The sequence below is a fragment of the Pseudarthrobacter sp. H2 genome (assembly GCF_050157045.1).
Lineage (GTDB): Bacteria > Actinomycetota > Actinomycetes > Actinomycetales > Micrococcaceae > Arthrobacter.
The window spans coordinates 213,804-236,945 of sequence record NZ_CP189594.1 but is presented as its reverse complement, the minus strand read 5'-3'; the positions used below and the strand labels follow the sequence as shown (position 1 = coordinate 236,945).

23 protein-coding genes and 1 pseudogene are annotated in these 23,142 nt (G+C 68.0%); 11 read left to right on the top strand and 13 right to left on the bottom strand.

From position 1 onward, the window contains the following. Nucleotides 1-21: 21 nt before the first annotated feature. The 5 genes from ACQCSZ_RS01155 to ACQCSZ_RS01135 all read right to left on the bottom strand — a co-directional run bounded on the left by ACQCSZ_RS01155 (nt 22) and on the right by ACQCSZ_RS01135 (nt 4,326). On the bottom strand, nt 22-921 hold the full coding sequence (locus tag ACQCSZ_RS01155; protein WP_427006323.1) for a 3-hydroxyacyl-CoA dehydrogenase family protein: 900 nt from the start codon (nt 919-921) through the stop codon (nt 22-24). Nucleotides 922-923: 2 nt separating this feature from the next. Beyond that, nucleotides 924-1,742 (bottom strand): enoyl-CoA hydratase/isomerase family protein, encoded by an 819-nt coding sequence (locus ACQCSZ_RS01150; RefSeq protein WP_427006322.1) that lies wholly within the window; start codon nt 1,740-1,742, stop codon nt 924-926. A 29-nt stretch (nt 1,743-1,771) separates the two neighbouring features. After that, nucleotides 1,772-3,001, bottom strand: a complete 1,230-nt coding sequence (locus ACQCSZ_RS01145; RefSeq protein ID WP_427006321.1) for a thiolase family protein — start codon at nt 2,999-3,001, stop codon at nt 1,772-1,774. A 141-nt stretch (nt 3,002-3,142) separates the two neighbouring features. After that, nucleotides 3,143-3,838 (bottom strand): pentapeptide repeat-containing protein, encoded by a 696-nt coding sequence (locus ACQCSZ_RS01140; RefSeq protein WP_427006320.1) that lies wholly within the window; start codon nt 3,836-3,838, stop codon nt 3,143-3,145. Then, on the bottom strand, nt 3,838-4,326 hold the full coding sequence (locus tag ACQCSZ_RS01135) for an SRPBCC family protein (protein WP_427006319.1): 489 nt from the start codon (nt 4,324-4,326) through the stop codon (nt 3,838-3,840). The genes ACQCSZ_RS01140 and ACQCSZ_RS01135 overlap by 1 nt, the downstream gene beginning before the upstream one ends. A gap of 176 nt (nt 4,327-4,502) precedes the next feature. Between ACQCSZ_RS01135 and ACQCSZ_RS01130 the strand changes: the two genes are divergently transcribed. Then, entirely contained in the window at nt 4,503-4,679 is a 177-nt protein-coding gene (locus ACQCSZ_RS01130; protein WP_427006318.1) for a CsbD family protein, read from the top strand. A 232-nt stretch (nt 4,680-4,911) separates the two neighbouring features. On the opposite strand, the gene ACQCSZ_RS01125 is transcribed toward ACQCSZ_RS01130, so the two are convergent. Beyond that, nucleotides 4,912-6,369 (bottom strand): amino acid permease, encoded by a 1,458-nt coding sequence (locus ACQCSZ_RS01125; protein WP_427006317.1) that lies wholly within the window; start codon nt 6,367-6,369, stop codon nt 4,912-4,914. Between the two features lie 255 nt (nt 6,370-6,624). On the opposite strand from ACQCSZ_RS01125, the gene ACQCSZ_RS01120 reads away from it, so the two are divergent. Then, nucleotides 6,625-7,386, top strand: coding sequence for a CPBP family intramembrane glutamic endopeptidase (locus tag ACQCSZ_RS01120; protein WP_427006316.1), 762 nt, complete (start codon nt 6,625-6,627; stop codon nt 7,384-7,386). A gap of 157 nt (nt 7,387-7,543) precedes the next feature. On the opposite strand, the pseudogene ACQCSZ_RS01115 reads toward ACQCSZ_RS01120, so the two are convergent. Continuing rightward, nucleotides 7,544-8,742 (bottom strand): annotated as a pseudogene (locus ACQCSZ_RS01115) (IS4 family transposase). Nucleotides 8,743-8,929: 187 nt separating this feature from the next. On the opposite strand from ACQCSZ_RS01115, the gene ACQCSZ_RS01110 reads away from it, so the two are divergent. The 4 genes from ACQCSZ_RS01110 (at nt 8,930) to ACQCSZ_RS01095 (ending at nt 12,510) form a co-directional block, all read left to right on the top strand. Then, nucleotides 8,930-9,370: a VOC family protein gene (locus tag ACQCSZ_RS01110; RefSeq protein WP_427006315.1), complete on the top strand. Its 441-nt coding sequence runs from the start codon at nt 8,930-8,932 to the stop codon at nt 9,368-9,370. Between the two features lie 21 nt (nt 9,371-9,391). Beyond that, nucleotides 9,392-10,345, top strand: coding sequence for a 1,4-dihydroxy-2-naphthoyl-CoA synthase (locus ACQCSZ_RS01105; protein WP_427006314.1), 954 nt, complete (start codon nt 9,392-9,394; stop codon nt 10,343-10,345). Nucleotides 10,346-10,428: 83 nt separating this feature from the next. Beyond that, entirely contained in the window at nt 10,429-11,568 is a 1,140-nt protein-coding gene (locus ACQCSZ_RS01100) for an AMP-binding protein (RefSeq protein ID WP_427008460.1), read from the top strand. A 60-nt stretch (nt 11,569-11,628) separates the two neighbouring features. Next, nucleotides 11,629-12,510, top strand: coding sequence for a 1,4-dihydroxy-2-naphthoate polyprenyltransferase (locus ACQCSZ_RS01095; RefSeq protein WP_427006313.1), 882 nt, complete (start codon nt 11,629-11,631; stop codon nt 12,508-12,510). 79 nt (nt 12,511-12,589) lie between these two features. Here ACQCSZ_RS01095 and ACQCSZ_RS01090 read toward each other — a convergent pair whose 3' ends face one another. Further along, the gene (locus tag ACQCSZ_RS01090) at nt 12,590-12,898 is read right to left on the bottom strand and encodes a DUF4229 domain-containing protein (protein WP_427006312.1); all 309 of its coding nucleotides are present in this window, start codon (nt 12,896-12,898) and stop codon (nt 12,590-12,592) included. A 151-nt stretch (nt 12,899-13,049) separates the two neighbouring features. Here ACQCSZ_RS01090 and ACQCSZ_RS01085 point away from each other — a divergent pair, with 151 nt between their 5' ends. Both ACQCSZ_RS01085 and ACQCSZ_RS01080 read left to right on the top strand, forming a co-directional pair. After that, the gene (locus tag ACQCSZ_RS01085) at nt 13,050-13,475 is read left to right on the top strand and encodes a PLD nuclease N-terminal domain-containing protein (protein ID WP_427006311.1); all 426 of its coding nucleotides are present in this window, start codon (nt 13,050-13,052) and stop codon (nt 13,473-13,475) included. A 339-nt stretch (nt 13,476-13,814) separates the two neighbouring features. After that, nucleotides 13,815-14,543, top strand: coding sequence for a hypothetical protein (locus ACQCSZ_RS01080; RefSeq protein ID WP_427006310.1), 729 nt, complete (start codon nt 13,815-13,817; stop codon nt 14,541-14,543). A 550-nt stretch (nt 14,544-15,093) separates the two neighbouring features. Here the strand turns inward: ACQCSZ_RS01080 and ccsB are convergent. From ccsB to ACQCSZ_RS01055, 5 genes are read right to left on the bottom strand one after another with little or no spacing between them, the layout of a single operon-like run. After that, the gene (gene ccsB, locus ACQCSZ_RS01075) at nt 15,094-16,230 is read right to left on the bottom strand and encodes a c-type cytochrome biogenesis protein CcsB (protein WP_427006309.1); all 1,137 of its coding nucleotides are present in this window, start codon (nt 16,228-16,230) and stop codon (nt 15,094-15,096) included. Beyond that, a complete protein-coding gene (resB, locus tag ACQCSZ_RS01070; RefSeq protein WP_427006308.1) occupies nt 16,230-18,131 on the bottom strand; it encodes a cytochrome c biogenesis protein ResB in 1,902 nt (633 codons plus the stop codon). Before resB ends, ccsB begins: the two co-directional genes overlap by 1 nt. Continuing rightward, nucleotides 18,131-18,886, bottom strand: coding sequence for a cytochrome c biogenesis CcdA family protein (locus ACQCSZ_RS01065; RefSeq protein WP_427006307.1), 756 nt, complete (start codon nt 18,884-18,886; stop codon nt 18,131-18,133). The genes resB and ACQCSZ_RS01065 overlap by 1 nt, the downstream gene beginning before the upstream one ends. 13 nt (nt 18,887-18,899) lie before the next feature. Then, the gene (locus tag ACQCSZ_RS01060) at nt 18,900-19,502 is read right to left on the bottom strand and encodes a TlpA family protein disulfide reductase (RefSeq protein WP_427008459.1); all 603 of its coding nucleotides are present in this window, start codon (nt 19,500-19,502) and stop codon (nt 18,900-18,902) included. A 33-nt stretch (nt 19,503-19,535) separates the two neighbouring features. Continuing rightward, nucleotides 19,536-20,201, bottom strand: a complete 666-nt coding sequence (locus tag ACQCSZ_RS01055; protein ID WP_427006306.1) for a histidine phosphatase family protein — start codon at nt 20,199-20,201, stop codon at nt 19,536-19,538. Between the two features lie 213 nt (nt 20,202-20,414). On the opposite strand from ACQCSZ_RS01055, the gene ACQCSZ_RS01050 reads away from it, so the two are divergent. From ACQCSZ_RS01050 to ACQCSZ_RS01040, 3 genes are all read left to right on the top strand, one after another. Continuing rightward, nucleotides 20,415-20,963, top strand: a complete 549-nt coding sequence (locus ACQCSZ_RS01050; protein ID WP_427006305.1) for a YceI family protein — start codon at nt 20,415-20,417, stop codon at nt 20,961-20,963. Nucleotides 20,964-21,215: 252 nt separating this feature from the next. Beyond that, nucleotides 21,216-22,067 (top strand): hypothetical protein, encoded by an 852-nt coding sequence (locus ACQCSZ_RS01045; protein WP_427006304.1) that lies wholly within the window; start codon nt 21,216-21,218, stop codon nt 22,065-22,067. Nucleotides 22,068-22,278: 211 nt separating this feature from the next. Beyond that, entirely contained in the window at nt 22,279-23,067 is a 789-nt protein-coding gene (locus tag ACQCSZ_RS01040; protein ID WP_427006303.1) for a hypothetical protein, read from the top strand. Nucleotides 23,068-23,142: the final 75 nt, after the last annotated feature.

Genomic DNA, 23,142 nt, shown 5'->3' with positions numbered 1-23,142 from the left:
GTCACCGGTGCCGCTCCGGCGTCAGGCCGTCCAGTCGAAGAAGCCCTTGCCGGTCTTGCGGCCCAGCTCGCCGCGGGCGACCTTGTCCCGCAGGATCTGCGGCGGGGCGAAGCGCTCGCCCAGCGTGGAGGCCAGGTATTCGGCGATGCCCAGTCGCACGTCCAGGCCGACGATGTCCGTGGTCCGCAGCGGGCCGGTGGGGTGCTTGTAGCCGAGCACCATGGCGTTGTCGATGTCCTCGGCGGACGCCACCCCCTCTTCGACCATGCGCATGGCCTCCAGCGCGATCGCCACGCCAAGGCGTGAGGACGCAAAGCCGGGGGCGTCGCTGACGACGACGGCGGTCTTGCCGAGCGCCTCGACCCAGCCGCGGGCCGCCCGGGCCAGCGGTTCGGAGGTCTGCTCGCCGAGGACGACCTCGATGAGGGTTGACGCCGGCACGGGGTTGAAGAAGTGCAGGCCGAGGAAGTTCTGGGGCCGCTTCAGCTCGCGGGCCAGGCCGTCGACGGACAGCGAGGAGGTGTTGGACGCGAGGTAGGCATCGGCGGCGAGGCGCTCCTCGATCCCCTTCAGCGCTGTCACCTTCAGCTCCCAGTCCTCGGGGACGGCCTCGATGACCAGCTGGCGGTCCGTGAAGTCGTCGTAGTCGACGGTCACGGCGAGCCGGGACACCATTTCGTCCAGGTTGCCGTCGACGGCGCCGCGCTCGATGCTCTTGGCGGCCGCGGATTCCACGCGTTCGCGGGCGGCCTCGGCCGAGGCCTCGTCGCGCTCGACCACGAGGACGTTGGCCCCTTTGATCAGGAAGGCGTGGGCGATGCCGGCGCCCATGCGCCCGCCGCCGAGGACGCCGACGAAGTCGGGAAGGTTGGCGTCGGGAAGATCCGCGGCCAGTTGTGCCGAAACTTCAGGGTTGCTCATGTCTACTTCTTCCGGTCTGATGTCTCGTCGGACTTTTTGCCGGCCTTCTTATCGGCCTTCTTATCGGCCTTCTTATCGGCCTTTTTATCGAGGAAGGCCTGCATGCGGTCGAACTTGGCCTGGGATTCGAAGAGGATGCCCTGGGCCAGCTGGTCGATCAGGGGATGCGCCTCGGCCGGGGCATGGAACACGGACTTGGTGATCCGCACGGCCAGCGGGTCCTGCCGCGCGATCCGGTCCGCCAGCGCATGGGCGGCGTCCATCAGCCCGGGGGCCTCATGGATTTCGGTGATCAGGTGCACGGCCAGGGCCTGCTCGGCGCGGAGCACGAGCCCGGCGAGCAGGATCTCCTTGGCGACGGGCTCCCCCACCAGCTCCTTGAGGCGCCAGCTGGCGCCCGCCGCGGCGAGGATTCCCAGCCCGGTCTCCGGGTTGCCGATCCGTACGTCGGGCGTGCCGATCCGGAAGTCGGCCGCGTACGCCAGCTCGGCCCCGCCGCCCAGGCAGAAGCCGTCCAGGGCGGCGATGACCGGCATGGGCAGCCTGGCGATCCGGACGAAGATGCCGGAGTTGATGCCCTGCAGGGCGTCGTCGCGGCGGCGTTCGCGCAGCTGGGCGATGTCCGCGCCGGAGGCGAAGACCCCGTCCGTCCCGGCGATGATGAGCACCCTGGGGTTCTGCTCCAGGGCGGCGCAGACCATGTGGAGCTCGTCCACCATCTGCTGGTCGATCGCGTTGCGGACCTCGGGCCGGTTGAGCAGGACCACCACGCGGTCTTCACGCTCCTCGACCAGGAGGGTGCTGAACTCCAGGGTGCTCAAGTGTCCGTTCGCGCTATCGGGGGCCGCCACTAGACGCGCTCCAGCAGCATCGCGGTGCCCTGGCCGACGCCGATGCACATGGTGGCGAGGCCGATCCTGGCGTCTTCGCGTTCCATCCGGCCCAGCAGGGTGATGGCGATCCGTGAGCCGGACGAACCCAGCGGGTGGCCCAGGGAGATCGCGCCGCCGTCGCGGTTCACGGTCTCCGGGTCCAGGCCGAGCCGGCGCATGCAGGCCAGGGACTGGGTGGCGAACGCTTCGTTAAGTTCGACGGCGCCGAGGTCACCGGCGTTCAGCCCGGTCCGGGCCAGCACCTTCTGGGTGGCCGGGACGGGGCCGATGCCCATGATCTCGGGCTCGCAGCCGGCGGAGGCGCCGTCGATGATGCGGGCGCGCGGCGTGAGGCCGAGCCTCTTGATCGCGGCCTCGGAGGCCACGATAATCGCGGAGGCGCCGTCGTTGAGGGTGGAGGAGTTGCCGGCGGTGACCACCGAGCCGCCCGTGACGACGGGGCGGAGCCCGGCGAGGATGTCCATCGTCGTCCCGGCGCGGGGGCCCTCGTCGGTGTCCACGACCGTCTCGCCCTTGCGGGACTTGACGGTCACGGGGACGATCTCGTCGGCGAAGCGGCCGGCGGCGATGGCGGCGAGGGCGCGTTCGTGCGAGCGGACGGCGAACGCGTCGGCGTCCTCGCGGGAGATGCCGTCCACCCGGGCGACTTCCTCGGCCGTTTCCGGCATGGAGTACGTCATCTTGCCGTCACGGGAGAGCCGGCCCTTCGTGAACTGCGGGTTGGCGAAGCGCCAGCCGATGGAGGTATCGAAGATTTCGCCGGGCTTCGCGAAGGCGGTCCGGGGCTTTTCCTGCACCCAGGGGGCCCGGCTCATGGATTCGACGCCGCCCGCGATCACGATGTCCGCGGCGCCGGACTTGATCATGTGGCTGGCCATGATGATGGCGCTCAGGCCGGACGCGCAGAGCCGGTTCACGGTGATGCCGGAAATGTGCAGCGGAAGGCCGGCCAGGAGGGTCGCCATCCGGGCGACGTTGCGGTTTTCCTCGCCGGCGCCGTTGGCGTTGCCGAGGATCACCTCGTCGATGCTGTCCGGATCCAGGCCGGCGCGGGCCACGGCTTCGCGGACCACCAGGGCGGCCAGGTCATCGGGGCGGACCGCGGAGAGGGCACCGCCGTAACGGCCCACGGCGGTGCGGGCACCGCCAACGAGAAATGCCTGTGGTCCTGCAACTGCTGATGCCATGGGTACACCCTTCACGCGATAAACAGCACTGTTGTCCGCGGCGGCAACACGCCTTCAGCTAAGGAGCGCAAGTTCATTACCGACCGTTCGTTCTATAAAGATTACACGGCAGGGCAACGGGGTCAACCGGATGCCCTGTGATTACGCGACCACGATGCCCAGATGTCCCGCCAGCAGGGGCGCGAGCAGGGTCAGCTGGTAATCGTCGACGACGAGGCCGGACAGGCTGTCCAGGCCGCTGATGGTGCGGAAATCGGTGCCGCGCAGATCGAAGTCCGTCAGCCTGGCGCCGCTGAGGTCCAGGGTGCCGATGGTGCAGTTTTTCAGGACCACCCGGGTGGCCGCGCAGGATCCGAGGTCGAGTTCGTTGATGATGCAGTCGCTGATCTGCACATCCGTCAGCCTGGAGCCGCGCAGGTTGACGTAGTCCAGCTTGCCGCCGTCGATCCGCACCGACTGCCAGCCGCTCTCGTAGAGTTCGGCGGAGCCCCAGCGCGGATTGGAGAACTCCACGTCCCGCAGGGTGGCCCGCGCCGCCATGAACACGGGGGCGTAGAGCTCCGCGATGATGCAGTCGCGGAACGTGGCGCCGCGCAGCTGCGTCTCGTTGAAGGAGATCCCGGCGAACTCACACTCGGCGAAGTCCGTGCCGCTGAGCTCCAGGCCGTCGGCGGACGCGCGGCTGTACCGGACGCCGTCGTACCGCTCGCCGCGCTGGAAGTCCGGCGCCGGATCGTCCCTCAGCTCCCCCAGCAGGACGGGCGCCAGGCGCGGCGGCGTGACCTTGGTTGCCTTCGCCGTCTTGGCCGTCCTGGCGGCAGGGGTGGCCCGCACCATCACAGGGACTCGGCCTTGGCTGCGATCTCCGCCAGATCCTTGGCGAGGGCCTTGCGGGTGATGCGCATCCCGATCGGGCCGAGCACCGCCATCATGATCCTGCCCAGCCGCGTGGGCTTGATGACCTCGGCGCCGAACGTGAGCGTCAGGTCCGTCCCGCCGTCGCGCTCCACAAGGGCGAAACGCGAGGTGTAGTCGGCGCCGCCCTGGCGCGCCTTGACCGTGGTGCTGCCGCCGCGGGTGCCGCCGTCCCGGCCCGGGGAAGGCGGTTCGCACTGGGCGACCCACAGCTCCATTGTCTGGGACCGGCCCATCATGGTGCGGGTTTCCTTCCAGCGCGTGCCCTCGGCGTACGGGCCCGCGGTGAGCATCTGGACGGAATCGATGCCGGACAGCGTCGCGGCCGATCCCGGGATGTCCGAAACGACCGCCCACACCTTGTCCGCCGGGGCCTTGATGTGCTGCGTGAGGCTGGTTTTGTGGTCCATGGCTTCGAGCCTAGCCCGGCTCCCCGGAATTTTTCACCCCGCCGGAGTGGCTGCAACCCGCAATATCAATCCCCGGCAGCCCCTTCGAGCCGACAGCCCCTTGAAATAGTAAGCATGCTTTGTGTTATTGTGAATGTGCGTTGAATTACAACCGGAAACGAAAGGTGGTTCCCACCATGGGTATCGGAGACAAGATTCAGAACGAGGCGGAGCACCTGGGCGGCAAGGCCAAGGAAGCCACGGGAAATGCCACGGACAATGACCGCCTCAAGGCCGAGGGCCAGAAGGACCAGGTCGTAGCCGACGCCAAGAAGGTCGGCGAGGACGTCAAGGACACCTTCAAGAAGGACTGATCCCGCAAATCTTCACCCAAATCTTCACCAGGCTGCGGCGCCGGACTTCCCTTGGGGGATCTCCGGCGCCGCTGCCGTGTCCGCAGCGGACCAGGCAGCGGCTGAGCCGCGGCGAGACGACGACGGCGGGCCCCCTCACCGGGGGCCCGCCGTCGTCGGTTGCTCCGTAACTGCCCTTATCCACGCTCATAACGGCGGTTACGGAGCAACCGACGGGGATGAACGGAAACGGCTAGCTGAAGAGCTCGCTCTTGGGCTCGTTGTGCTTGACCTTCTGCCAGCCGAGCCACAGCACCAGGGCGAAGAACGGGATGGTGGCCAGGGTCCACAGGCCCAGCGGGAACACCTCGCCGCTCGCCTTGTCCGTCATGGTGTCGAAGCCGATCAGCACCGCGATGGCCAGCAGGGCGATCAGGCCGGCCCAGCTGGTCCAGGGTGAACCCGGCATCGGCAGCGAGGAGACCTTCCCCTTCTTCTTCCGCAGCGCGATCTGGCTGGCGAAGATGGAGCCCCAGGTGAAGATCACGCCGATGGAGGCGGAGTTCAAGGCCAGGTCGAAGGCGTGCGAGCCGCCGAGCCAGACGTTCAGCAGGATGCCCACGAGGTAGACGCTGGCGATCGCGAGGATGGCCGCATACGGCACGTGGCGCGTGGACATCCGGGTGAGCCACTGCGGGGCATGCCCATTGTTGGCCATGGTGCGGAAGATCCGGCCGATGGAGTACAGCCCGGAGTTGGAGGAGGACAGCGCCGCGGTGATGACGATCATGTTCATCACGTCGCCCATCCAGGGAAGGCCCATCTGGCCGAACACGGTGACGAACGGCGATTCGCCGGCTTTGTACTGGTCCGAGGGCAGCAGCATGGCCAGCAGCGTTACGGAACCGACGTAGAACACCACGATGCGGAGCACGACGGCGCGGATCGCCTTGGGCACTTCGCGCTCCGGGTTTTCCATTTCGCCGGCCGTGATGCCCACGAGTTCGATCGCGTTGTAGGCGAAGATCACGGCGTTCAGCACGAGGATCATGACCAGCGCGCCCTTGGGGAACATGCCGCCGTCCGCGGCGAAGAGGTTGCTGACGGAGGCGTGGCCGGCACCCACCTTGGCGTTGGTGACCACCATGAAGGTGCCCACGGCCAGGAAGATCACGATCGCCGCGACCTTGAGGCAGGAGGCCCAGAATTCAAACTCGCCGAAGGCCTTCACACTCAGCAGGTTCACGGCCACCAGCAGCACCAGCGCGGCGATGGCGGAAAATTCCACGGGAACGTTGGGGAAGAAGAACTGGAAGTACAGGCCGATCGCGATCAGTTCGGCGATGCCGGTCATGGCCCAGTTGATGAAGTACATCCAACCGGAGATGTAGGCGCCCTTCTTGCCGAACATCTCGCCGGCGTAGCTGACGAAGGAGCCGGAGGTCTGGCGGTACATGATGAGCTCGCCGAGGGCCCGCATCAGCAGGAAGGCGATGACGCCGGCGATGGCGTAGGAGAAGATCAGGGCCGGGCCGGTGGAGGCCAGGCGGCCGCCGGCGCCCATGAAGAGGCCGACGCCGATCGCGCCGCCCATCGCGATCATGGTGACGTGGCGTCGGCCGAGGGTCTTCTTGTAGCCCTCGGCGCTGAGGGTGGGGTCGACGACGGCGGATGGCGCGGTCTTTAGTTCGGTGGCAGTACTTTGTGGCACAACTGTTCCTTGTGGGTCGAGGTATGGCCGGGACAGGCCCGTGGGCTTCGGTACACGCTAAATTCGGGCTGAACCCCTGCGGGGGCAACAATGTGTACCGGAGGCCGTGAAAGGTCGAACCTTCGCGCGGCTCTTCCATAATACAAGCTCTTTCGGCCCCAAAGTGACGCGGGCAACATCCCGGGGCCCTGCGTGCCACGTGCCGGCTGAATTTCCCCGGCTTCGCAACCCCGGCTGCGGCGCTAGGCTGGTGGCATGGGCACAGCTCTTCGCACACCACCGGCTCCGCGGCCGGAACTCTACCGTTTTACCGGACTCGATCTCACCGCCGCCGGGCTGTATGTGGCCGTGGCCGCCTTCTTTGCCGCGGCCGGCGATCTGCTGGCGCCGCTGCTACTGCAGATCTCGCCGAATCCGGCCGTCGGATCCTACACCGTGAATCTGGTCTTCTACGGCACCATCGGCCTCCTGGCCCTGGCCGCCGCCCGGCACGTCGCCGCGCGCGACCTCCGGGTCCTGGCCACCCGGCCATGGTTCACCCTGCTCATGGTCCCGCTGGCGGTGGTGGCGATGATGATCCTTACCGCGGTCCTCGTCGCACTCAGCGGTCCGGTGCAGACCTCCGCCAACCAGGCCGGCCTGCAGGCGCTCATGCAGCAGGTGCCGGCCTGGCTGATGGTGCCCCTGCTGGTGATCGTGGGGCCCTTCGTGGAGGAGTACATCTTCCGGCACCTGCTGATCGGAAAGCTGAGCCGGCGGGTCAACATCTGGGTGTGCTGCGCGCTGTCCGTGGTGTTGTTCGCGGCCCTGCACATTGTGGGCCAGGAGCAACTGACCCTGCAGGTGCTGATGCCCTACCTCGCGATGGGCGCGGTCCTGGTGTTCGTCTACGTCTGGGCCGGCAGGAACGTGATGTTCTCCTACTTCGTCCACGCCTCGAAGAACCTCCTGGCGGTCATCTTCATCTATGCGATCCCCCCGGACGTCCTCGAGCAGCTCCAGCAGCTGCAGGGCTAGGCACAATACTGTTTACTTAGGCTTTTTTGGTATTCGCTTGAGTGGCCAGTTCGACATTTTCCTTTTGATGACGCGGGGGTTGGTTCTTGGCCGGCGCGGGGGCAGCAGTTCATGCAGGATTTCGCGGCAGAAGACCGTGAAGGCCTCCGCCAGACGCTCAGGGGGAAATAGCCGGGCGCGCGGCGAGGGAACGCCGTACTGCCCGGAGGGTGCGGGTGAAAGAGAACCTCAGGGGGTCTTCCTCGAAGTGGTGGGCGACGTCGCCGATGAGGGACCGGATGGCGTAGTGCACGCAGAGGTATCCGTAGATTTCCTGCAGGACCCCGTCGGGGGTTTTGGAGCGCAGCACGGTCCCGGGGCCGCGCTGGTGGGTTTTGAGTTCATCGAAGCAGGACTCGATTTCCCAGCGTTTGGCGTAGGCTTCGGCAAGGTCCTCCGCGGAGGCGGCGTGCGGGTCAAGGATCGTGGTGATCAGCCGGAATTCGCTGCTCGTGTCGCCGGTGCTGACGGTGTATTCGATCACGCGCACCCGGATGGGGTCCGTGTTGTTCCGCCGTGCCTTCGGGTTCGCGTAGACGGCGGAGAGGTAGGAGCCGTCGGCCAGGTCCTCGAGCACGGGCAGCACGGCGTTGGCCTTGACCCGCCACAGCAGTTGCGCACCGGTTCCGGAGCTGTCCTTCCAGGCCGTGTAGGAGAAGAACCCGCGGTCGGCCATGGCCAGCATGTCCGCCTCCAGCCGGTGGAGCAGGCCCGGATAGAGGTCGTGCTCGGACGTGGAAAAGCCGGAGACCACGGCCCCGATCACCGCGTGCGTGGCGCATTCGACCAGGCCGAGCACCGCGCCTGCGGGTAGGCGCTTTTCAGATCCGTGGCCGTGCCCGGCCTGCCATACGCGCGCTCGTTGGCCTCCGTGTCCGCCAGATCCAGGCAGGTCCCGTCCACGGACACCAGCCGCCAGGAGCCGTGGAATCCCGGACCGCCCGGGAGTGCCAGAGGCTTCGCGGTCTCGGCGAACAGTTCGGCCATCACGGCGGAACCGAGGCGGGTCCGGGCCTTGAAGATCGCGGCCTTCGTCGGCATCTGCCAGTCCCGGAACCGGCCCGTGATCCATTCCATGCCGGCCAGCAGGGACCGCATCACTTCCTCATACGAACCGGCCGAAAACAAGGCCAGCGCCATCACGTAATAGACCATCAACCGCGACGGCAGCAACCGGTTCCGCTGCTCACGGGCCCCGGTCCGCCCAATCACCGCATCAACGACATCCGGCGGGAAAACCCGCGTCAAAACACCGAGCGAGACGTGGTCACTCAACCGCTCAGGACCCTCGGGAGTCACCCATCCGCTACGCGCCATGCCGAAAGATTAACACAACTACTCTAAGTGAACGGCATTGGGGCTAGGCATAAACAACGCGGGGTCACTTACGGCCCATTCCGGCGCTCCGAATGGGCCGTAAGTGACCCCGCGTTGCATGAAGTCGGACGGGAGGCTGAGCCGCACGCCCCTACCGAGCGGGGCGCCGGCGTCGTAGTTTCATTCCATGACACTGAACATCCAGATCGCCGTCGACTGCAGGAATCCGCATGAGCTCGCCGACTGGTGGGCCGAAACCCTGGACTGGGCCGTGGAGCCGCAGGACGAGGGCTTCATCCGGTCCATGATCGGGCAGGGCTTCGCCACGGAGGCGGACACCCTGATCCACAACGGCAAGCTCGTGTGGCGCGACGGGGCAGCCATCCGCCCGGCCGAAGAGCTGGACGCCAGACCTCCGGCCCGCCGCATCCTCTTCCAGACCGCGCCGGAGGACAAGACCGTCAAGAACCGGATCCACTGGGACGTCAACCTCGCCGGCAAAGACAAGGATCACGTCCGCGCCGCCCTGGAGGCGCGCGGCGCCACGTTCCTGTGGACGGCCAGCCAGGGCCCGCATTCCTGGCACACCATGGCGGACCCGGAGGGCAACGAGTTCTGCATCAGCTGACGCGATTACTAGACTCGGACTGTGAACAACGAAATCCCCGCCCAGGTATCCGACGTCTTCGACCCCACCCGCTGGCGCGCCGTGTCCGGTTTTGACGACTTCCAGGACATGACCTACCACCGGCAGGTGGAGCGCTCCGCTGACGGCTCGTACATGCGGGACCTGCCCACGGTCCGCATCGCCTTCAACCGCCCGGAGGTCCGCAACGCCTTCCGTCCGGGCACCGTGGATGAGCTGTACCGGGCCATGGACCACGCCCGGATGACCCCGGATGTCGCCACCGTGCTGCTCACCGGCAACGGGCCGTCGCCCAAGGACGGCGGCCACTCGTTCTGCTCGGGCGGCGACCAGCGGATCCGCGGCCGCGACGGGTACCGCTATGCAGAGGGCGAGACCCAGGAGACCATCGATCCCGCCCGCGCTGGCCGGCTCCACATCCTGGAGGTCCAGCGGCTCATGCGCACCATGCCCAAGGTGGTCATCGCCGTCGTCAACGGCTGGGCGGCCGGCGGCGGACACTCGCTGCATGTCGTCTCGGACCTCACCATCGCCTCCCGCCAGCACGGCAAGTTCAAGCAGACCGACGCGACGGTGGGCAGTTTCGACGCCGGCTACGGTTCCGCGCTGCTGGCCCGCCAGATCGGCCAGAAGGCCGCCCGCGGGATCTTCTTCCTGGCCCGCGAATATTCCGCAGAGGACATGGTCCGCCTGGGTGCCGTCAACGAGGCCGTGGACCACGAACGGCTCGAGGACGTGGCGCTGGAATACGCCGCGGACATCGCCCGGCAGTCCCCGCAGGCCATCCGCATGCTCAAGTTCGCCTTCAACCTCGCCGACGACGGCCTGGCCGGCCAGCAGGTGTTCGCCGGGGAGGCCACCCGGCTGGCCTACATGACCGACGAAGCGGTGGAAGGCAAGGAGGCCTTCCTCGAAAAACGCGACCCGGACTGGTCCAGGTTCCCGTACTACTTCTAAACCATTCCTTCCAAGGAATACTTTCCGATCCGACGACCTCTCACCCGACGACCTCCAAGGCAGGACCTGTGGCTTCCGGAGCTGTGAACATCGAGCCCGCGCTCGCGGCGCTGGCCGCCGCCCTCCACGGCGAGGGCCCCGCCGTCGAACTTTCCGCCGGACCGGACGGCAGCCCGGTGGTTGAGCTTGTCGAAACCCCCGGCGTCGGGGACGCCGCCGTCGTGGTGCGGACCTCCGGTTCCACCGGCACGCCCAAGGCCACGGTCCTGACCGTGGACGCGCTGGCCGCCTCCTCGATGGCCACCGCCCTGGCGCTCAAGGGCGAAGGCCAGTGGCTGCTGGCGCTGCCCGTGCAGTTCGTCGCCGGGCTGCAGGTGCTGGTCCGCTCGCTTTTCGCGGGCACGCGGCCCTGGGCCATGGACCTGCGCGGCGGCTTCACGCCCGAGGCCTTCACCGCCGCGGCCCTCGAGCTCACGGACAGGATCCGCTTCACCTCCCTCGTCCCGACGCAGTTGCAGCGGCTGCTGGACACCCCCTCCGCGGACACCCTGGCGGCGCTCCACCGCTTCGACGCGGTCCTGCTCGGCGGGGCGCCTGCTTCCCGTGGGCTCCTGGCCGCCGCCCGCGACGCCGGGGTCCGGGTGGTGACCACCTACGGCTCCGCCGAGACCTGCGGCGGCTGCGTCTACGACGGCGTGCCCCTCGACGGCGTGGAGGTCAAACTGGGCGCGGACGGGCGCATCCTGCTGGGCGGTCCCGTCGTTGCCGCCGGTTACCTGGACGCGCCCGCGCTCACGGCGGAGACGTTCGTCGAGGAAGACGGCGTCCGCTGGTACCGCACCAACGACCTCGGCGAGCTCGACGCGGCCGGCCGGCTGACCGTGCTGGGCCGCGCCGACGACGTCGTCATCACCGGCGGCGTCAAGGTCTCGGCCGCGCATGTGCAGGCGGAGCTGGAGAAGCTCGACGGCGTGCTGGCGGCCTTTGTGGCCGGCGTCCCGTCCGCAGAGTGGGGGCAGGCCCTCGCCGCCTACGTCGCGGTGGCCGACAGATCCCCCGATGGGATCGCCGCGTTCACCGCCCGCGCTTCCTGGGCGCAGGTACTGGGGCGGCTGGCGCCGAAGACCGTTCTCGCCGCCGGGGAATTGCTCATGCTGCCCAACGGCAAACCGGACCGGCTGGGCATGACTGTCCGGCTGGACGCCCTGCATCAGGGAAAATAGAGAAGCCGGGCATTCCCGGCGTCACCGAATCAACACCCGAATCAACACGAGGTACTGAACGTGGCCACTGCCGCACAATGGATTCAAGGCGCCCGACTGCGCACCCTGCCGGCCGCGATCGCTCCGGTCCTGATCGGCACTGCCGCGGCCTACGAGATGGACGCGTTCCGCCCGGTCAACGCGGTCCTGGCGGCGCTGGTCGCCCTCCTGCTGCAGATCGGCGTCAATTACGCCAACGACTATTCGGACGGCATCCGCGGCACTGACGAGGACAGGGTGGGCCCGCTCCGGCTCGTCGGGTCCGGCGCGGCCCGGCCCGACCACGTCAAGTGGGCGGCCTTCACGGCCTTCGGGCTCGCGATGGTGTCCGGCCTGGTCCTCGTGGTCATGACGCAGTCGTGGTGGCTGATCCTCGTGGGCATCGGCTGCGTGCTGGCGGCCTGGGGCTACACGGGCGGCAAGAACCCCTACGGCTACCTGGGCCTGGGCGACGTGTTCGTGTTCGTCTTCTTCGGGCTCGTGGCCACGCTCGGCACCACGTACACGCAGGCCAGCCAGCTCAGCCTCGCCGCCATCATCGGGGCCATCGGCACGGGCCTCATTGCCTGCGCCCTGCTGATGGCCAACAACGTCCGCGATATCCCCACCGACCGGGTGGCCGGGAAGAAGACGCTGGCGGTGCGGCTCGGGGACAAGCATGCGCGGGAAAGCTACGTGCTGATGCTCGCCGTCGCGATCCTGCTGGTGATTGTGCTCGCACCCGGCCGGCCCTGGATACTCCTTGTCCTGCTGCTGATTCCTGCGAGCCTGATGCCGTCCTGGCTGATGATTGCCGGCCGGCGGCGCAAGAGCCTGATCCCGGTGCTGAAGCAGACCGGGCTGATCAACCTGGGCTACGCCGTGCTGTTCTCCCTGGGCCTGGTGCTGAGCCACGGGTTCTGAGGGGGCTGGGCGGGCTCGAGCGGGCGGACCGGCCCCCGGGCTCGGCGGGGGGCTGAGCCGGCAGATGTGAGGCGGGCTGCTAGGAGTCCTTGGGCCGGCTGTCCTTGCGGACCACGACGTCCGGGTGCTCATCCACCAGGCGGTCCTCGGCGTCGGCGTCGTCCTTCTCACCCGCGCTGCGCAGCGGCTTGGCGTTGCCCGAGAAGCGCTGGTGGAGGTTCGCTGTAGCCGCGTCACGCTGCTTCTGGAAGAAGAGGAAGCTGATGGCGAAGGCCATCATGCCGGCGCAGAGGACGGCCAGCAGCCAGCCCAGTTGCAGGTAGACGAACAGCGCGAACAATGGCACAAAGAGGGCCAGACGGATCAGGGTGTATTTCAGGAATGCCACGCTTCAAGTTTAGCCGTCCGGCGTCGGCCTGGGCTCTGCCGTGGTTTCCGGGGGATTTCGGGGGTTCCGGATTCCGGCTTCGGTTGCCCGCCGGCACCGGGCGGGAGCCCGGGCCCGCGCCGGGGACGCCCCCGGAGGCTAGACTGAAGGTATGCTTCGTGTCGTGGTCCCAATCGTCGTTCTCGTCGTGTTTGTCTACGGACTGGTCGATGTGATCCGCACGGACGCGCGTCTCACCAGGGGCATTTCAAAGCCGGCATGGATCGTGGTCCAGATCGTGCTTCCGGTGGTCGGCGCCGTCCTCTGGTTCATCATCGGCCGCCCCCGTGCCACCGCTGCCGCCCCGGCAAGCTACGGCCACCCCATCGCACCGGACGATGATCCGGAATTCCTACGCAACCTGGAAGTACGCCGCCGCCAGCAGGCAGAAGCCGAGCGGCTCAAGAAGCTGAAGGACGAACTGGAGGCCAGGGAGCGCAAGCTCGGCGGCGCCCCCGGTGACATCGGCGGCACCGGTTCCGGCAATGCCCACGGCTCCGACGAGGCCGGGGCGCAGGGCACCGACGAAGTCAAATAGGCCAAGCCCGGGCCTCGGCTGACGACCCTGCGGGGCGGGGTGCGGCACGGCTCTAGGGCCCAGCGAAGACCCCTTTGCCACATCCGGCCGGAATCCCACGCTCATACCGGCCATCTTCGGCAAATCGGCACCCGCGAACGTCCATATCCGGGACCAGGACCGCCGCCCACTACTCCCCCACATCCCGTTCGTCCTGTGGATAACGATCCCGCCCCCTCCCAGTGGCCGCACAATGCTTTTATGCGCCGACCCAGCGAGCTACCCCGGCATCTCCGGAACCAACCCTTTACCGTGGCCGAAGCCCGGGCTGCAGGGCTGAGCCGACGTCGAACCCGGGCCGTGGATCTGGTCAGTCCATGTCACGGCGTCCGGGCCGCAGCCTCGTCCGAGGACAGCCTGCTCGAACGGCTGCGCGCCCTGACGGCGGTCACCGGCACCATCGTGAGCCACACTTCGGCTGCAGTGCTGTGGGGATTCCCGCTGCCCGCTGCCCTTGAACGCCTGGTCATCATCCACCTGACGAGTCTGCCGGGCAGGCGTTCCGTGCGTCGCAAAGGGGTCGTCGGCCACCAGCACGCCCTCGAACCCGAGGAGATCACCGCCGGGCGTCGGCTGGTCTGCACCTCGCCGCTGCGGACCTGGTTCGACCTTGCCCGGATTCTTGGCCTGGACGACCTTGTGATTGCGGGGGATTTCCTGCTCCGGCGGAGGAATCCGCTGGCCAGCCTGCCCCTGCTGGATGCCTACCTTGCTGGCAAGAAGGGCCACCCCGGCTACCGCCGCGCGCTGCAGGCCCGGTCTTTGATGCGGGCGGGCACCGACTCCCCCAAGGAGACCGAACTCCGGCTGCTCCTGCTCCGCCACGGCCTTCCCGAACCCGGAATCAACATCCCCATGTTTGACGAGACCGGCCGCTGGATCCAGGACCCCGACCTGTCCTATGAGGAGCAGAAGATTGCGATCCAGTACGACGGCGGCCACCACGCCACCCCAGCCCAGCCCAGCGGCGCAGCGACATCTTCCGGGACGAGGACGCCAGGGACGCCGGCTGGCGGGTCGTGGTCCTGACCCAACGGGACCTCACCCCGTTTGCACCGGGGATGGAACCCAGGGCCGTCACCCGGGTCCGGGCGGCGTTGACGGAGCGCGGATGGAATCCTGCCCCGGCCACGGTCCCTAAAGGGGCGCAGGGTCCGTAGTGCGGACACGGTTTCATGAGGCGGTCCCGCTTCCTAAGGCAGCGCCCCGCTCTCCCGCCCGCCCGCCCATATGACGCAAATGGCCGCCAAGCGGGTGGCTTAGCGGCCATCTCCGGCAAATCGCGGAGGGAACGGGAGCGCCGCCACCAGGGTCCGGGCGGAAATGACGGAACGCGGCTGGAATCCTGCCAGGGTCCCTGGTTCCTGAAGCCGACCGGTTCATAAGGCCCACGATGCCGGGCGCGGCCGGACCTCCCCGCCCGCCCGCCCATATGACGCAGATGGCCGCTAAGCGGGTGGCTTAGCGGCCATCTTCGGCAAATGGCCCCCAAGCGGGGTCGCTTAGCGGCCATCTCCGGCAAATCGCGGAGGGGCACCCCCGCGAGGGCTACATCCCCGCGGAGGAGCCCCCGCGAGGACTACAGCCCCGAGTAGGAGTGCAGGCCGTTGAAGAACTGGTTCACGATCGTGAAGTTGAAGACCACGCACAGGTAGCCGACAATGGACAGCCATGCCGCCCGGGTTCCGGTCCAGCCGCGGGTGGCGCGGGCGTGCAGGTAGCCTGCATAGACCACCCAGATCACGAAGGTCCACACTTCCTTCGTGTCCCAGCCCCAGAACCGGCCCCACGCCTTCTCGGCCCAGATGGCACCGAACATGAGCGTGAACGTCCAGCCGATGAAGGCGATCGCGTTGATCCGGTAGGACAGGTTCTCCAGGCTCAGGGCGGACGGCACGAGGCGCAGGAATCCCAGCTTGTCGCCGCCGCCCGCAGCCACTACCTTCTGCCGGTGCGACTGCAGCAGTTGCAGCGCGGACATGGCGAAGGTCAGGGTGAACAGCGCGGAGGACATCACGGCGATGGACACGTGGATGATCAGCCAATAGCTCTGCAAGGCGGGCACCAGGTGCCCGACGGGCGTCCAGAACGCCACGGAAGCGGCGACCAGCATGATGACGGCCAGGCCGATCACGAACGTGCCCAGGAAGCGCAGGTCGCGGCGGATCAGCACCACGAGGAACACCGCCACGGCCACGAACGCGCCCGTGCTGAGGAACTCGTACATGTTGCCCCACGGCACCCGGCCTGCGCCGATGGCCCGCGTGATGACGCCTGCCGCATGGATCGCGGCGCCCAGCACGGTCACGGCGACGGCGACCCGGGCCGGAGCGCGCCGCTCGGCACCGTAGCGCATGCCGCCGTCGGCGGTCTGGCCGACGCCGGTGGTGCTGCCCTGCGCGGCGCGCGAGACGGACGACGTCGGACGCTCGGCGCGGCCGACGGGCCCGCTGACGTCCGAGTCGGCACGGTCGGCGGGACCCGCTCCGACACGCACTCCGGCCCCCACACCCGCCCCGACGGGAACCTTCACACTCGCGGCACCGGCGCTTGTCCCGGAGGCGGCGGCCGCCTTGAGGTCCACGGCGCGCAGCATCTTGCTGCTCTTGGCCAGGTCCCAGGCGAAGGCGACGAAAGCGACCGTGTAGGTACCGGCGGCGAGCAGCATGAACAGCTCGCTGTACTGCCCCATGGTTTCGTTGATGGAGAACGGCATTACTGATCCTTCTTTGACTCAGAGGAGCCGGCTGTTGACTGGATGAAGCCTGCTGCAGGTTGTTCCGGGGACGACGTCGTGCCGCCGGCACCGGCCGCGCCGGTATCCGCCCGGCCATTGTCCGCTCCCCTGCTGGGAGCGGGCTGGGAGGCGGCGGAGGCCGGCGCCGCGGGGGCGGGGGCGGGCGGGGCATCGTCGGGGGAGACGGTATCCTCGTCCAGCTCCCAGGCGCCGGCCAGCAGGGACCGGATCGCCTTGGCCTCGCCGGCCAGCCGGTGGTCTTCACCGCGGGCCAGGAGCCCGTATTCGACCATGGTGCGGCCGTCCGCGTGGGTTCCGGTCCGGACCCAGACGCGGCGCCGGTTCACGTACAGCGAGGTGACCAGCCCGGCGACCGCCAGGAGCGCGAAGATGAGCGCGTAGAGCTGCCCGGGGTTGTGGTGGATGTCCACGCCCACGTAGCGCTTCACGCCGTCGAAGCTGATGGAGCCCTTGCCGTCCGGGAGCGTGTAGCTGGCACCCGGCGCGAGGGTGATGCCCTTGGTGTCCAGGTTCCGGGCATTGAGCGGGGTCAGCTTCTTCACGCCGAGCTCGAAGACGTTCTGCGGGGCGCCGTCGTTCAGGCCGAGGTCGCCGTAGTAGGAGTTCAGGCTCAGCTGCGGGTTGATCAGCTCGGGATCGCCGCTGAAGGAGACGCCTTGCTCGGTGACGAAGGCCGTGGGCAGGAAGAACCCGGCAAAGGCGAGCTGCTCGGGCTTGGCATCCGGGACCTTGATGACGATGGAGGAGTAGTAGTTGTCGCCCTGCAGCTTGGCCACCACGGGGCCCTGCATGGCGACGTTGCCGGCGCCGTCGCGGACGGTGACCACGGGGGCGTAGCCGTTGCCGGTGAGGTACATGCTGGTGCCGCCGAGGCTCAGCGGATCATTGACCTTCAGCACTTCCCTCTTCGCGGGTGCGTCCGGGGTCTCCTTGGTGGTCACGTCGGCCGTGAAGTCGATGGGCTGGCCGAACTTGCCCTTGGATTCGCGGTCGAAGGTGATCCGGAACTTGTCCAGCTGCACGGAGTAGGGCTGGAGCTGGCTGCTCTGGAAGTTGGTGCCCGGCGTGAACTGGTCGTAGCCGACCAGGGTGTTCACGAACGTGTCCCCCTCCACCAGGATCCGCTGCCCGCTGTAACCGAACAGGCCGCCGGCGGCGACGGAGATCAGGACGCCGATCAGGGCGCTGTGGAAGACGAGGTTTCCGACTTCGCGCAGGAAGCCGCGCTCCGCCCCCAGGGACGGCCGCGCGCCGTCGTGGTTCCGGATGTCCACGCGGTACCCGCGCTTCTTCAGCAGCCCGGCGGCGTCGGTGATGGCGGCCGACGCCGGGATCCCGGCGTCGGCGGGGATCACGAGCGTGCCGTACTCGGGGAGCCGGGAGAGCCGTGCGGGAGTGCGGGGAGGCTGCGAGCGCATCGCCTTGTAGTGCGCGATGGCGCGGGGCACCACGCAGCCGATCAGCGAGATGAACAAAAGGATATAGATGGCCGAGAACCACGCGGAGGAATAGACGTCGTAGAGCTGCAGCGAGTCCAGGAGCTTGCCGTAGTCCGGGTGGTCCTTGATGTATTGCGTGACGATCGAGGGATTGGCCGGGCGCTGCGGGAACAACGAGCCCGGCACCGCAGCGACCGCGAGCATGAGCAGGAGGAACAGCGCCGTGCGCATGCTGGTCAGCTGGGTCCACGCCCAGCGGAGCATGCCCAACGGGCCAAGCGTCGGAAGGACAGCCTCCGCCTTGGCAGCGGCCACCGGATTGGTGGTGCCGGGCGTGCCGCCGGGCGCGGTACCGGGCGTGGCGTCGGGCGCGGTGCCGGGGGCCGGGGACTTCTTGGGTACGTTCACTCGCTCGCTCATCAGATCGGCAATTTCACATCGGTTTGGAACCAGTACTGCAATTCGGAGACCCAGGTCCCCCACACGCCGCTGGCCATCAGCAGGCCCAGAACAACCAGGATGCCGCCGCCGGTGCGCTGGATGGCGAGCCGGTGCTTGCGGAAGAAGGACATCACGCCGATGCCGCGGCGCACGGCCAGGGCGATCAGCAGGAACGGCAGGCCCAGGCCAAGGCTATACACGAAGGCCAGAAAAGCCCCCTTGGCCGCCGACGATCCGCCGGAGAGGCTCAGGAGCTGGACGGCGGAATAGGTGGGCCCGATGCACGGCGCCCAGCCCAGGCCGAAGGTGATGCCCAGCAGCGGCGCGCCCCACAGCCCGGCCGGCGGCCTGGCATGGATCTTGGCGTCGCGCTGGAGCCAGCCGAAGCCGCCCATGAAGACGACGCCCATGATGATCACCAGGATGCCCAGCAGCTGCGTGATCCACTTGTTCTGCGAGCCGGTGATCAGCGTCCCCAGCTGGCCGAACGCCCCGCCGAGCAGCACGAAGACCACCGAGAAGCCCAGCACGAAGAGCCCGATGCCGGCCAGCATGCGGCCGCGCTTCTGCTTCTGGAGGTCGACGCCGGTCAGTCCCGTCACGTAGCCCAGGTACCCGGGCACGAGCGGCAGCACGCAGGGCGAGAGGAAGGAGACGACGCCGGCCAGCAGCGCCACGGGCACGGCCAGCAGGAGCGATCCGTTCAGGATGGCTTCGGCGAAGGGGCTGTTCACGGCCGCGCCGCCGCTACTCGGCCACGGCGGCGGCGATGAGGGACTTGAGGGTGCCCTTCTGGATTTCACCGAGGACGCGGGAAGCCACGCGGCCCTGCTTGTCCAGCACCAGCGTGGTGGGAACGGCTCCCGGCGGCACCAGGCCGGAGACGGCCAGCAGCACGGCCCCGTCCTTGTCATTGAAGCTCGGATACGTGAGGTTGAAAGTCTTGTCGAACGCGTCGGCGGTGGCCTTCTCGTCACGGAGGTTCACGCCGAAGAACTGCACGCCCTGGCTCTTGAACTCCTGGTTCAGGGCCTCCAGGGAGGGTGCTTCAACCCGGCACGGGGCGCAGGCGGCGAACCAGAAGTTGAGCACGGTGACCTTCCCGAGGAAGTCCGCGGGCGCCACGGCGGTGCCGTCGAACAGCGTCCCCCTGACATCCACGGGCGCCTTGCGGTCCGCGACGGCGAACTCGGTCACCGAGCCGTCGCCGGCCACGTAGTTCTTGTTGTCCCCGGCCTTGGCCTGCTTGGCCAGTGCATCCTCCTGCGCGCAGCCGGAGAGCCCCAGTACGACGGCGAGGGCGGCGCCGCCCGCCGTCAGGACGGTGCGGCGGGACAGCGCCGCCGGCATTCCCTTGTTGTTTCCCTTGTGGCCGGCCATGCGTCAGGCCCCCGGGGTGCTGGACGCACCGGCAAGCAGGGCGGCAGCAGGCTCGCTGTAGTCCACGCGCACGAGGGTGCCGGCGTCGTCGAACACCAGGGACGTCAGCGACGTCAGCGTGCACTCGCGCTTCCGCGGATCATGCCACAACGGCTTGCCCTCGGCGCTGAGCCGGGTGGCCCAGATGGGAAGCTGATGGCTGACCAGGATGGCCTCCGCGCCGTCGCCGCCGAGCTCGACGGCGCGCACGCGTGCGTCCTGGACGGCGGCCATGACGCGGGCCGCCTGCTGCTTATACGGCTCGCCCCAGGAGGGCCGGAACGGGTTGCACAGCTTGGGCCAGTGCTTCGGCTTGAGGAGTTCGGCCTTGGAGACGTGGAGCCCCTCGAAGTAGTTTTCGGCCTCGATGATCCGGGCCTCGGTGGCAATCTCCAGGTTGAGCGCCCCGGCGATCGGGCGCGCGGTCTCCTGCGCGCGTGCCAGCGGGGAGGCGGCCAGGTGGACGATCTTCGCCCCCTGTGCGGCGCGTTCGGCGAAGTGGTCCGCCAGCACCCCGGCCATCTGCTGGCCGAGCCCGGAGAGGTGGAATTCCGGCAGCCTGCCGTACAGGACACGATCGGGATTGTGGACCTCGCCGTGGCGGAGCAAATGAACAGTGGCTTGGGGCATGTGTACCAGTTTCGCAAAGGGCAGGGGTAATGACGAAATCTTCTACAGGGAGTAGAACTGAAAAGTTTGGAGAAATGTTCCCCGGAGTTGGGACAAAAGATGCAAATGCATGTAATACTTGATTCAGCGGTTAGTTGAGACTTCAACCAACGAAGCCTCGGCTGACGATCAGACGAACTGAAGCAAGACCCACCCGACTCAAGGAGAACCCCCATGGCACTTCCCGCCAACGTCACCACCGGCACCTGGACCCTCGACAACTCGCACAGCGAGATCGCGTTCACCGTCCGCCACGCCGGCATCAGCAAGGTCCGCGGCCAGTTCAAGGATGCCGAGGCCACCCTGGACCTCGCCGAGAACGTCGCCGACTCCAAGGTCAGCGCCACCATCAAGACCGCCAGCTTCGACTCCGGCGATGCCAACCGCGACGGCCACGTCCGCGGCGAGGACTTCTTCGACGTCGAGAATTTCCCGGAAATCTCCTTCGTCTCCAACGCCATCGTCCCCAAGGGCGACAGCTACGAGCTCGTGGGCGATCTGACCATCAAGGGTGTTACCCGCCCGGTGGCCCTGGACACCGAGTTCAACGGCGTTGCCGTTGACCCGTTCGGCATGACCCGCGCCGGCCTGTCCGCCGAGACGACCATCAGCCGCAAGGACTTCGGCCTGACCTGGAACGCAATCCTGGACGCCGGCGGAGTGCTCGTCAGCGACAAGGTTGCCGTCAACCTCGAACTGGCTTTCATCGCTCCCGCAGCCTAGTCAGTACCCTTGGGCAGACCTGGCCCGTTGCCGGCGCCTGTCCGGAGCCCCCCGCTTCATCCCTGTGATGGAGCGGGGTGCTGTGTTTAAGCCCACTCCGGGGTTTAAGCCCGCTCCGGGTTTTAGGCCGGCTCCGGGTTTCCGCCGCACGGTCTGGGCGGCCGCCGGCAGCCCGTGGCAGGCCCGCGGCAGGCCCGCGGCAGGCCGCAAATTCCCTAGATAACAGCAGAAGCGCCGTCTACAGTGGGAGCCATGAGCAACCCTAGTGATGTACCGCCGCAGCAGCAGCCGGGTGCCCTCCCCCCGCAGTCCAACAATGTCCCGCCCGCCGGCTCCGCCCCGTCACAGCCGGGCCAGCAGATTCCCGAGGGGTACGAGGCGCCTCCCCAGGGGTACCAAGCTCCGCCGCAGGCGTACGGGGCTTCCCCGCAGGCGTACGGGGCTTCCCCGCAGGGCTACGGGACTCCCCCGCAGGGATACGACGCGCCGGGCCAGCCGGGCTACGGGACTCCCCCGCAGGGCTACGGGGCGCCGGGCCAGCCGGGCTACGGCCAGGCGCCGCAGCAGGGGTATCCGGCTCCCGGCCAGCCCGGCCGGCCGGCTCCGGCGGGCGGGATGCGCTTCGAGATGCCGAGCGACCGCCCCAGGAACTTCAACGATGTGCTCCCCCAGGGCGGCTTCTCCGGCATGTTCACCGTCACCCAGATGCCGACCGAGCTGAAGGTTTCCTACTGGATCTGGCTCATCGGCGGCCTGCTGGGCCTGCTGGGCGGAGTAATCGGCCTCTTCGGGTCCTTTGTCCTCATTGCGATCGTCCCGCCGTTGGGCCTTCTGGTATTGCTGCTGGTGCTGGTGGCGCTCGTCCTGGCCGCGGCCCAGGTCATCCTGGCCATGAAGATGAAGGAGGGCCGGGAGTGGGCACGCTTTGCCCTGACGGTTGTTGCCGGCATTTCCCTGGTTCTGGCGATCATCAATGCCAGCGTCGCGGACGGCCGGGGCGGCGGGAGCTGGCCTGGCTTCATCGTCAGTCTCGCGGCCGTGGTGCTCATGTGGCTGCCCAACTCGCAGGCCTGGTTTGCGGGGCTCCGGGGCCGCGCCCAGTAGCCGCCAGCGGCAACATTTTGCCGAAAGTCCGCGTCGGGGCCATCTGCCCGCCGCGGCATGTCCGCGTTCGGAGATAAGGGCCGGGAATACCTCTCCGGAATGATCCTCGCGACTGCCGGCCCGCGGTACGGTGGAACTGACCATGCTGGGGGCAGGGCAGGATCACTGGTCCCGGAATGCAGAGCCGAAATCGACATGCAAAGGACCGCCCATGAGCAACCCGCCAGTCCCCCCTTCGAATCCGGACGGCCCCGAACCGGGCCAGCCGCCGGCACCAGGCTACGGCCAGGGCGGCCCCCAATACGGCCAGCAGGCACCCCAGCCTCCCGCGTACGGCCAGCAGCCCCCGTCAGCGCCGCAGTACGGCCAGCAGGCACCCCAGCCTCCCGCGTACGGCCAGCAGCCCCCGTCTGCGCCGCAGTACGGCCAGGTCGCTCCGCAGGTGCCCCAGTACGGCCAGCAGCCCCCGCAGTTCGGGAACTCCGGCTACGGACAGTCCCCTTATGCCCAGTTCCCTCCCGGACAGCCGGCAGCTCCGGGAGAGGCGCCCAAGCTGGTCAACATTGCCTTCTGGCTGCTCATTGCATCCGGAGCGGTGTGGCTGCTCTCCGTCCTGCTCTCGATCGTGCTCATCGACACCCCCGCCCTCCGGCAGCAGTTCGAGGAGCAGATGCGTGCAAGCGGCACCCAGATAGATTTCAACTCCATCAAGGGCATCATCATCGGGACCATTGTGGCGGTCGCCGTGATCGGCGCCGGCCTCTACGCCCTTGTCGCCATTAACGTCCGTAAGGGCAAGAACTGGGCGCGCATCCTGGGTACCGTCTTCGCCGCGCTTTCCGTCCTCAGCGTTTTCCCGCTGGGCCCCGGAACCCTCTCGGCCCTGCTCGGCATCGCCGCGATCGTGCTGCTCTACCTGCCGGACGCGTCGCCGTACTTCCAGAAGCGGCAGCCGTTCGCCAACCCGTACGGGCAGCCGGGCGCTCCGTTCGGGAAGTAGCCCCCAAGGAAGTAGCTCCGGGGAAGTAGTCCCAGGCACGCTTACAGGGCGCGGGAGCCGGACGGGCTGGCTGAA

What these genes read in the sequence shown, in the direction of transcription:
- ACQCSZ_RS01155 (WP_427006323.1), bottom strand. Translation starts at nt 921, where the DNA reads ATGAGCAACCCTGAAGTTTCGGCACAACTGGCCGCGGATCTTCCCGAC.
- ACQCSZ_RS01145 (WP_427006321.1), bottom strand. Translation starts at nt 3,001, where the DNA reads ATGGCATCAGCAGTTGCAGGACCACAGGCATTTCTCGTTGGCGGTGCC.
- ACQCSZ_RS01140 (WP_427006320.1), bottom strand. Translation starts at nt 3,838, where the DNA reads ATGGTGCGGGCCACCCCTGCCGCCAGGACGGCCAAGACGGCGAAGGCA.
- ACQCSZ_RS01135 (WP_427006319.1), bottom strand. Translation starts at nt 4,326, where the DNA reads ATGGACCACAAAACCAGCCTCACGCAGCACATCAAGGCCCCGGCGGAC.
- ACQCSZ_RS01130 (WP_427006318.1), top strand. Translation starts at nt 4,503, where the DNA reads ATGGGTATCGGAGACAAGATTCAGAACGAGGCGGAGCACCTGGGCGGC.
- ACQCSZ_RS01120 (WP_427006316.1), top strand. Translation starts at nt 6,625, where the DNA reads ATGGGCACAGCTCTTCGCACACCACCGGCTCCGCGGCCGGAACTCTAC.
- ACQCSZ_RS01110 (WP_427006315.1), top strand. Translation starts at nt 8,930, where the DNA reads ATGACACTGAACATCCAGATCGCCGTCGACTGCAGGAATCCGCATGAG.
- ACQCSZ_RS01085 (WP_427006311.1), top strand. Translation starts at nt 13,050, where the DNA reads ATGCTTCGTGTCGTGGTCCCAATCGTCGTTCTCGTCGTGTTTGTCTAC.
- ccsB (WP_427006309.1), bottom strand. Translation starts at nt 16,230, where the DNA reads ATGCCGTTCTCCATCAACGAAACCATGGGGCAGTACAGCGAGCTGTTC.
- resB (WP_427006308.1), bottom strand. Translation starts at nt 18,131, where the DNA reads ATGAGCGAGCGAGTGAACGTACCCAAGAAGTCCCCGGCCCCCGGCACC.
- ACQCSZ_RS01060 (WP_427008459.1), bottom strand. Translation starts at nt 19,502, where the DNA reads ATGCCGGCGGCGCTGTCCCGCCGCACCGTCCTGACGGCGGGCGGCGCC.
- ACQCSZ_RS01055 (WP_427006306.1), bottom strand. Translation starts at nt 20,201, where the DNA reads ATGCCCCAAGCCACTGTTCATTTGCTCCGCCACGGCGAGGTCCACAAT.
- ACQCSZ_RS01050 (WP_427006305.1), top strand. Translation starts at nt 20,415, where the DNA reads ATGGCACTTCCCGCCAACGTCACCACCGGCACCTGGACCCTCGACAAC.
- ACQCSZ_RS01045 (WP_427006304.1), top strand. Translation starts at nt 21,216, where the DNA reads ATGAGCAACCCTAGTGATGTACCGCCGCAGCAGCAGCCGGGTGCCCTC.
- ACQCSZ_RS01040 (WP_427006303.1), top strand. Translation starts at nt 22,279, where the DNA reads ATGAGCAACCCGCCAGTCCCCCCTTCGAATCCGGACGGCCCCGAACCG.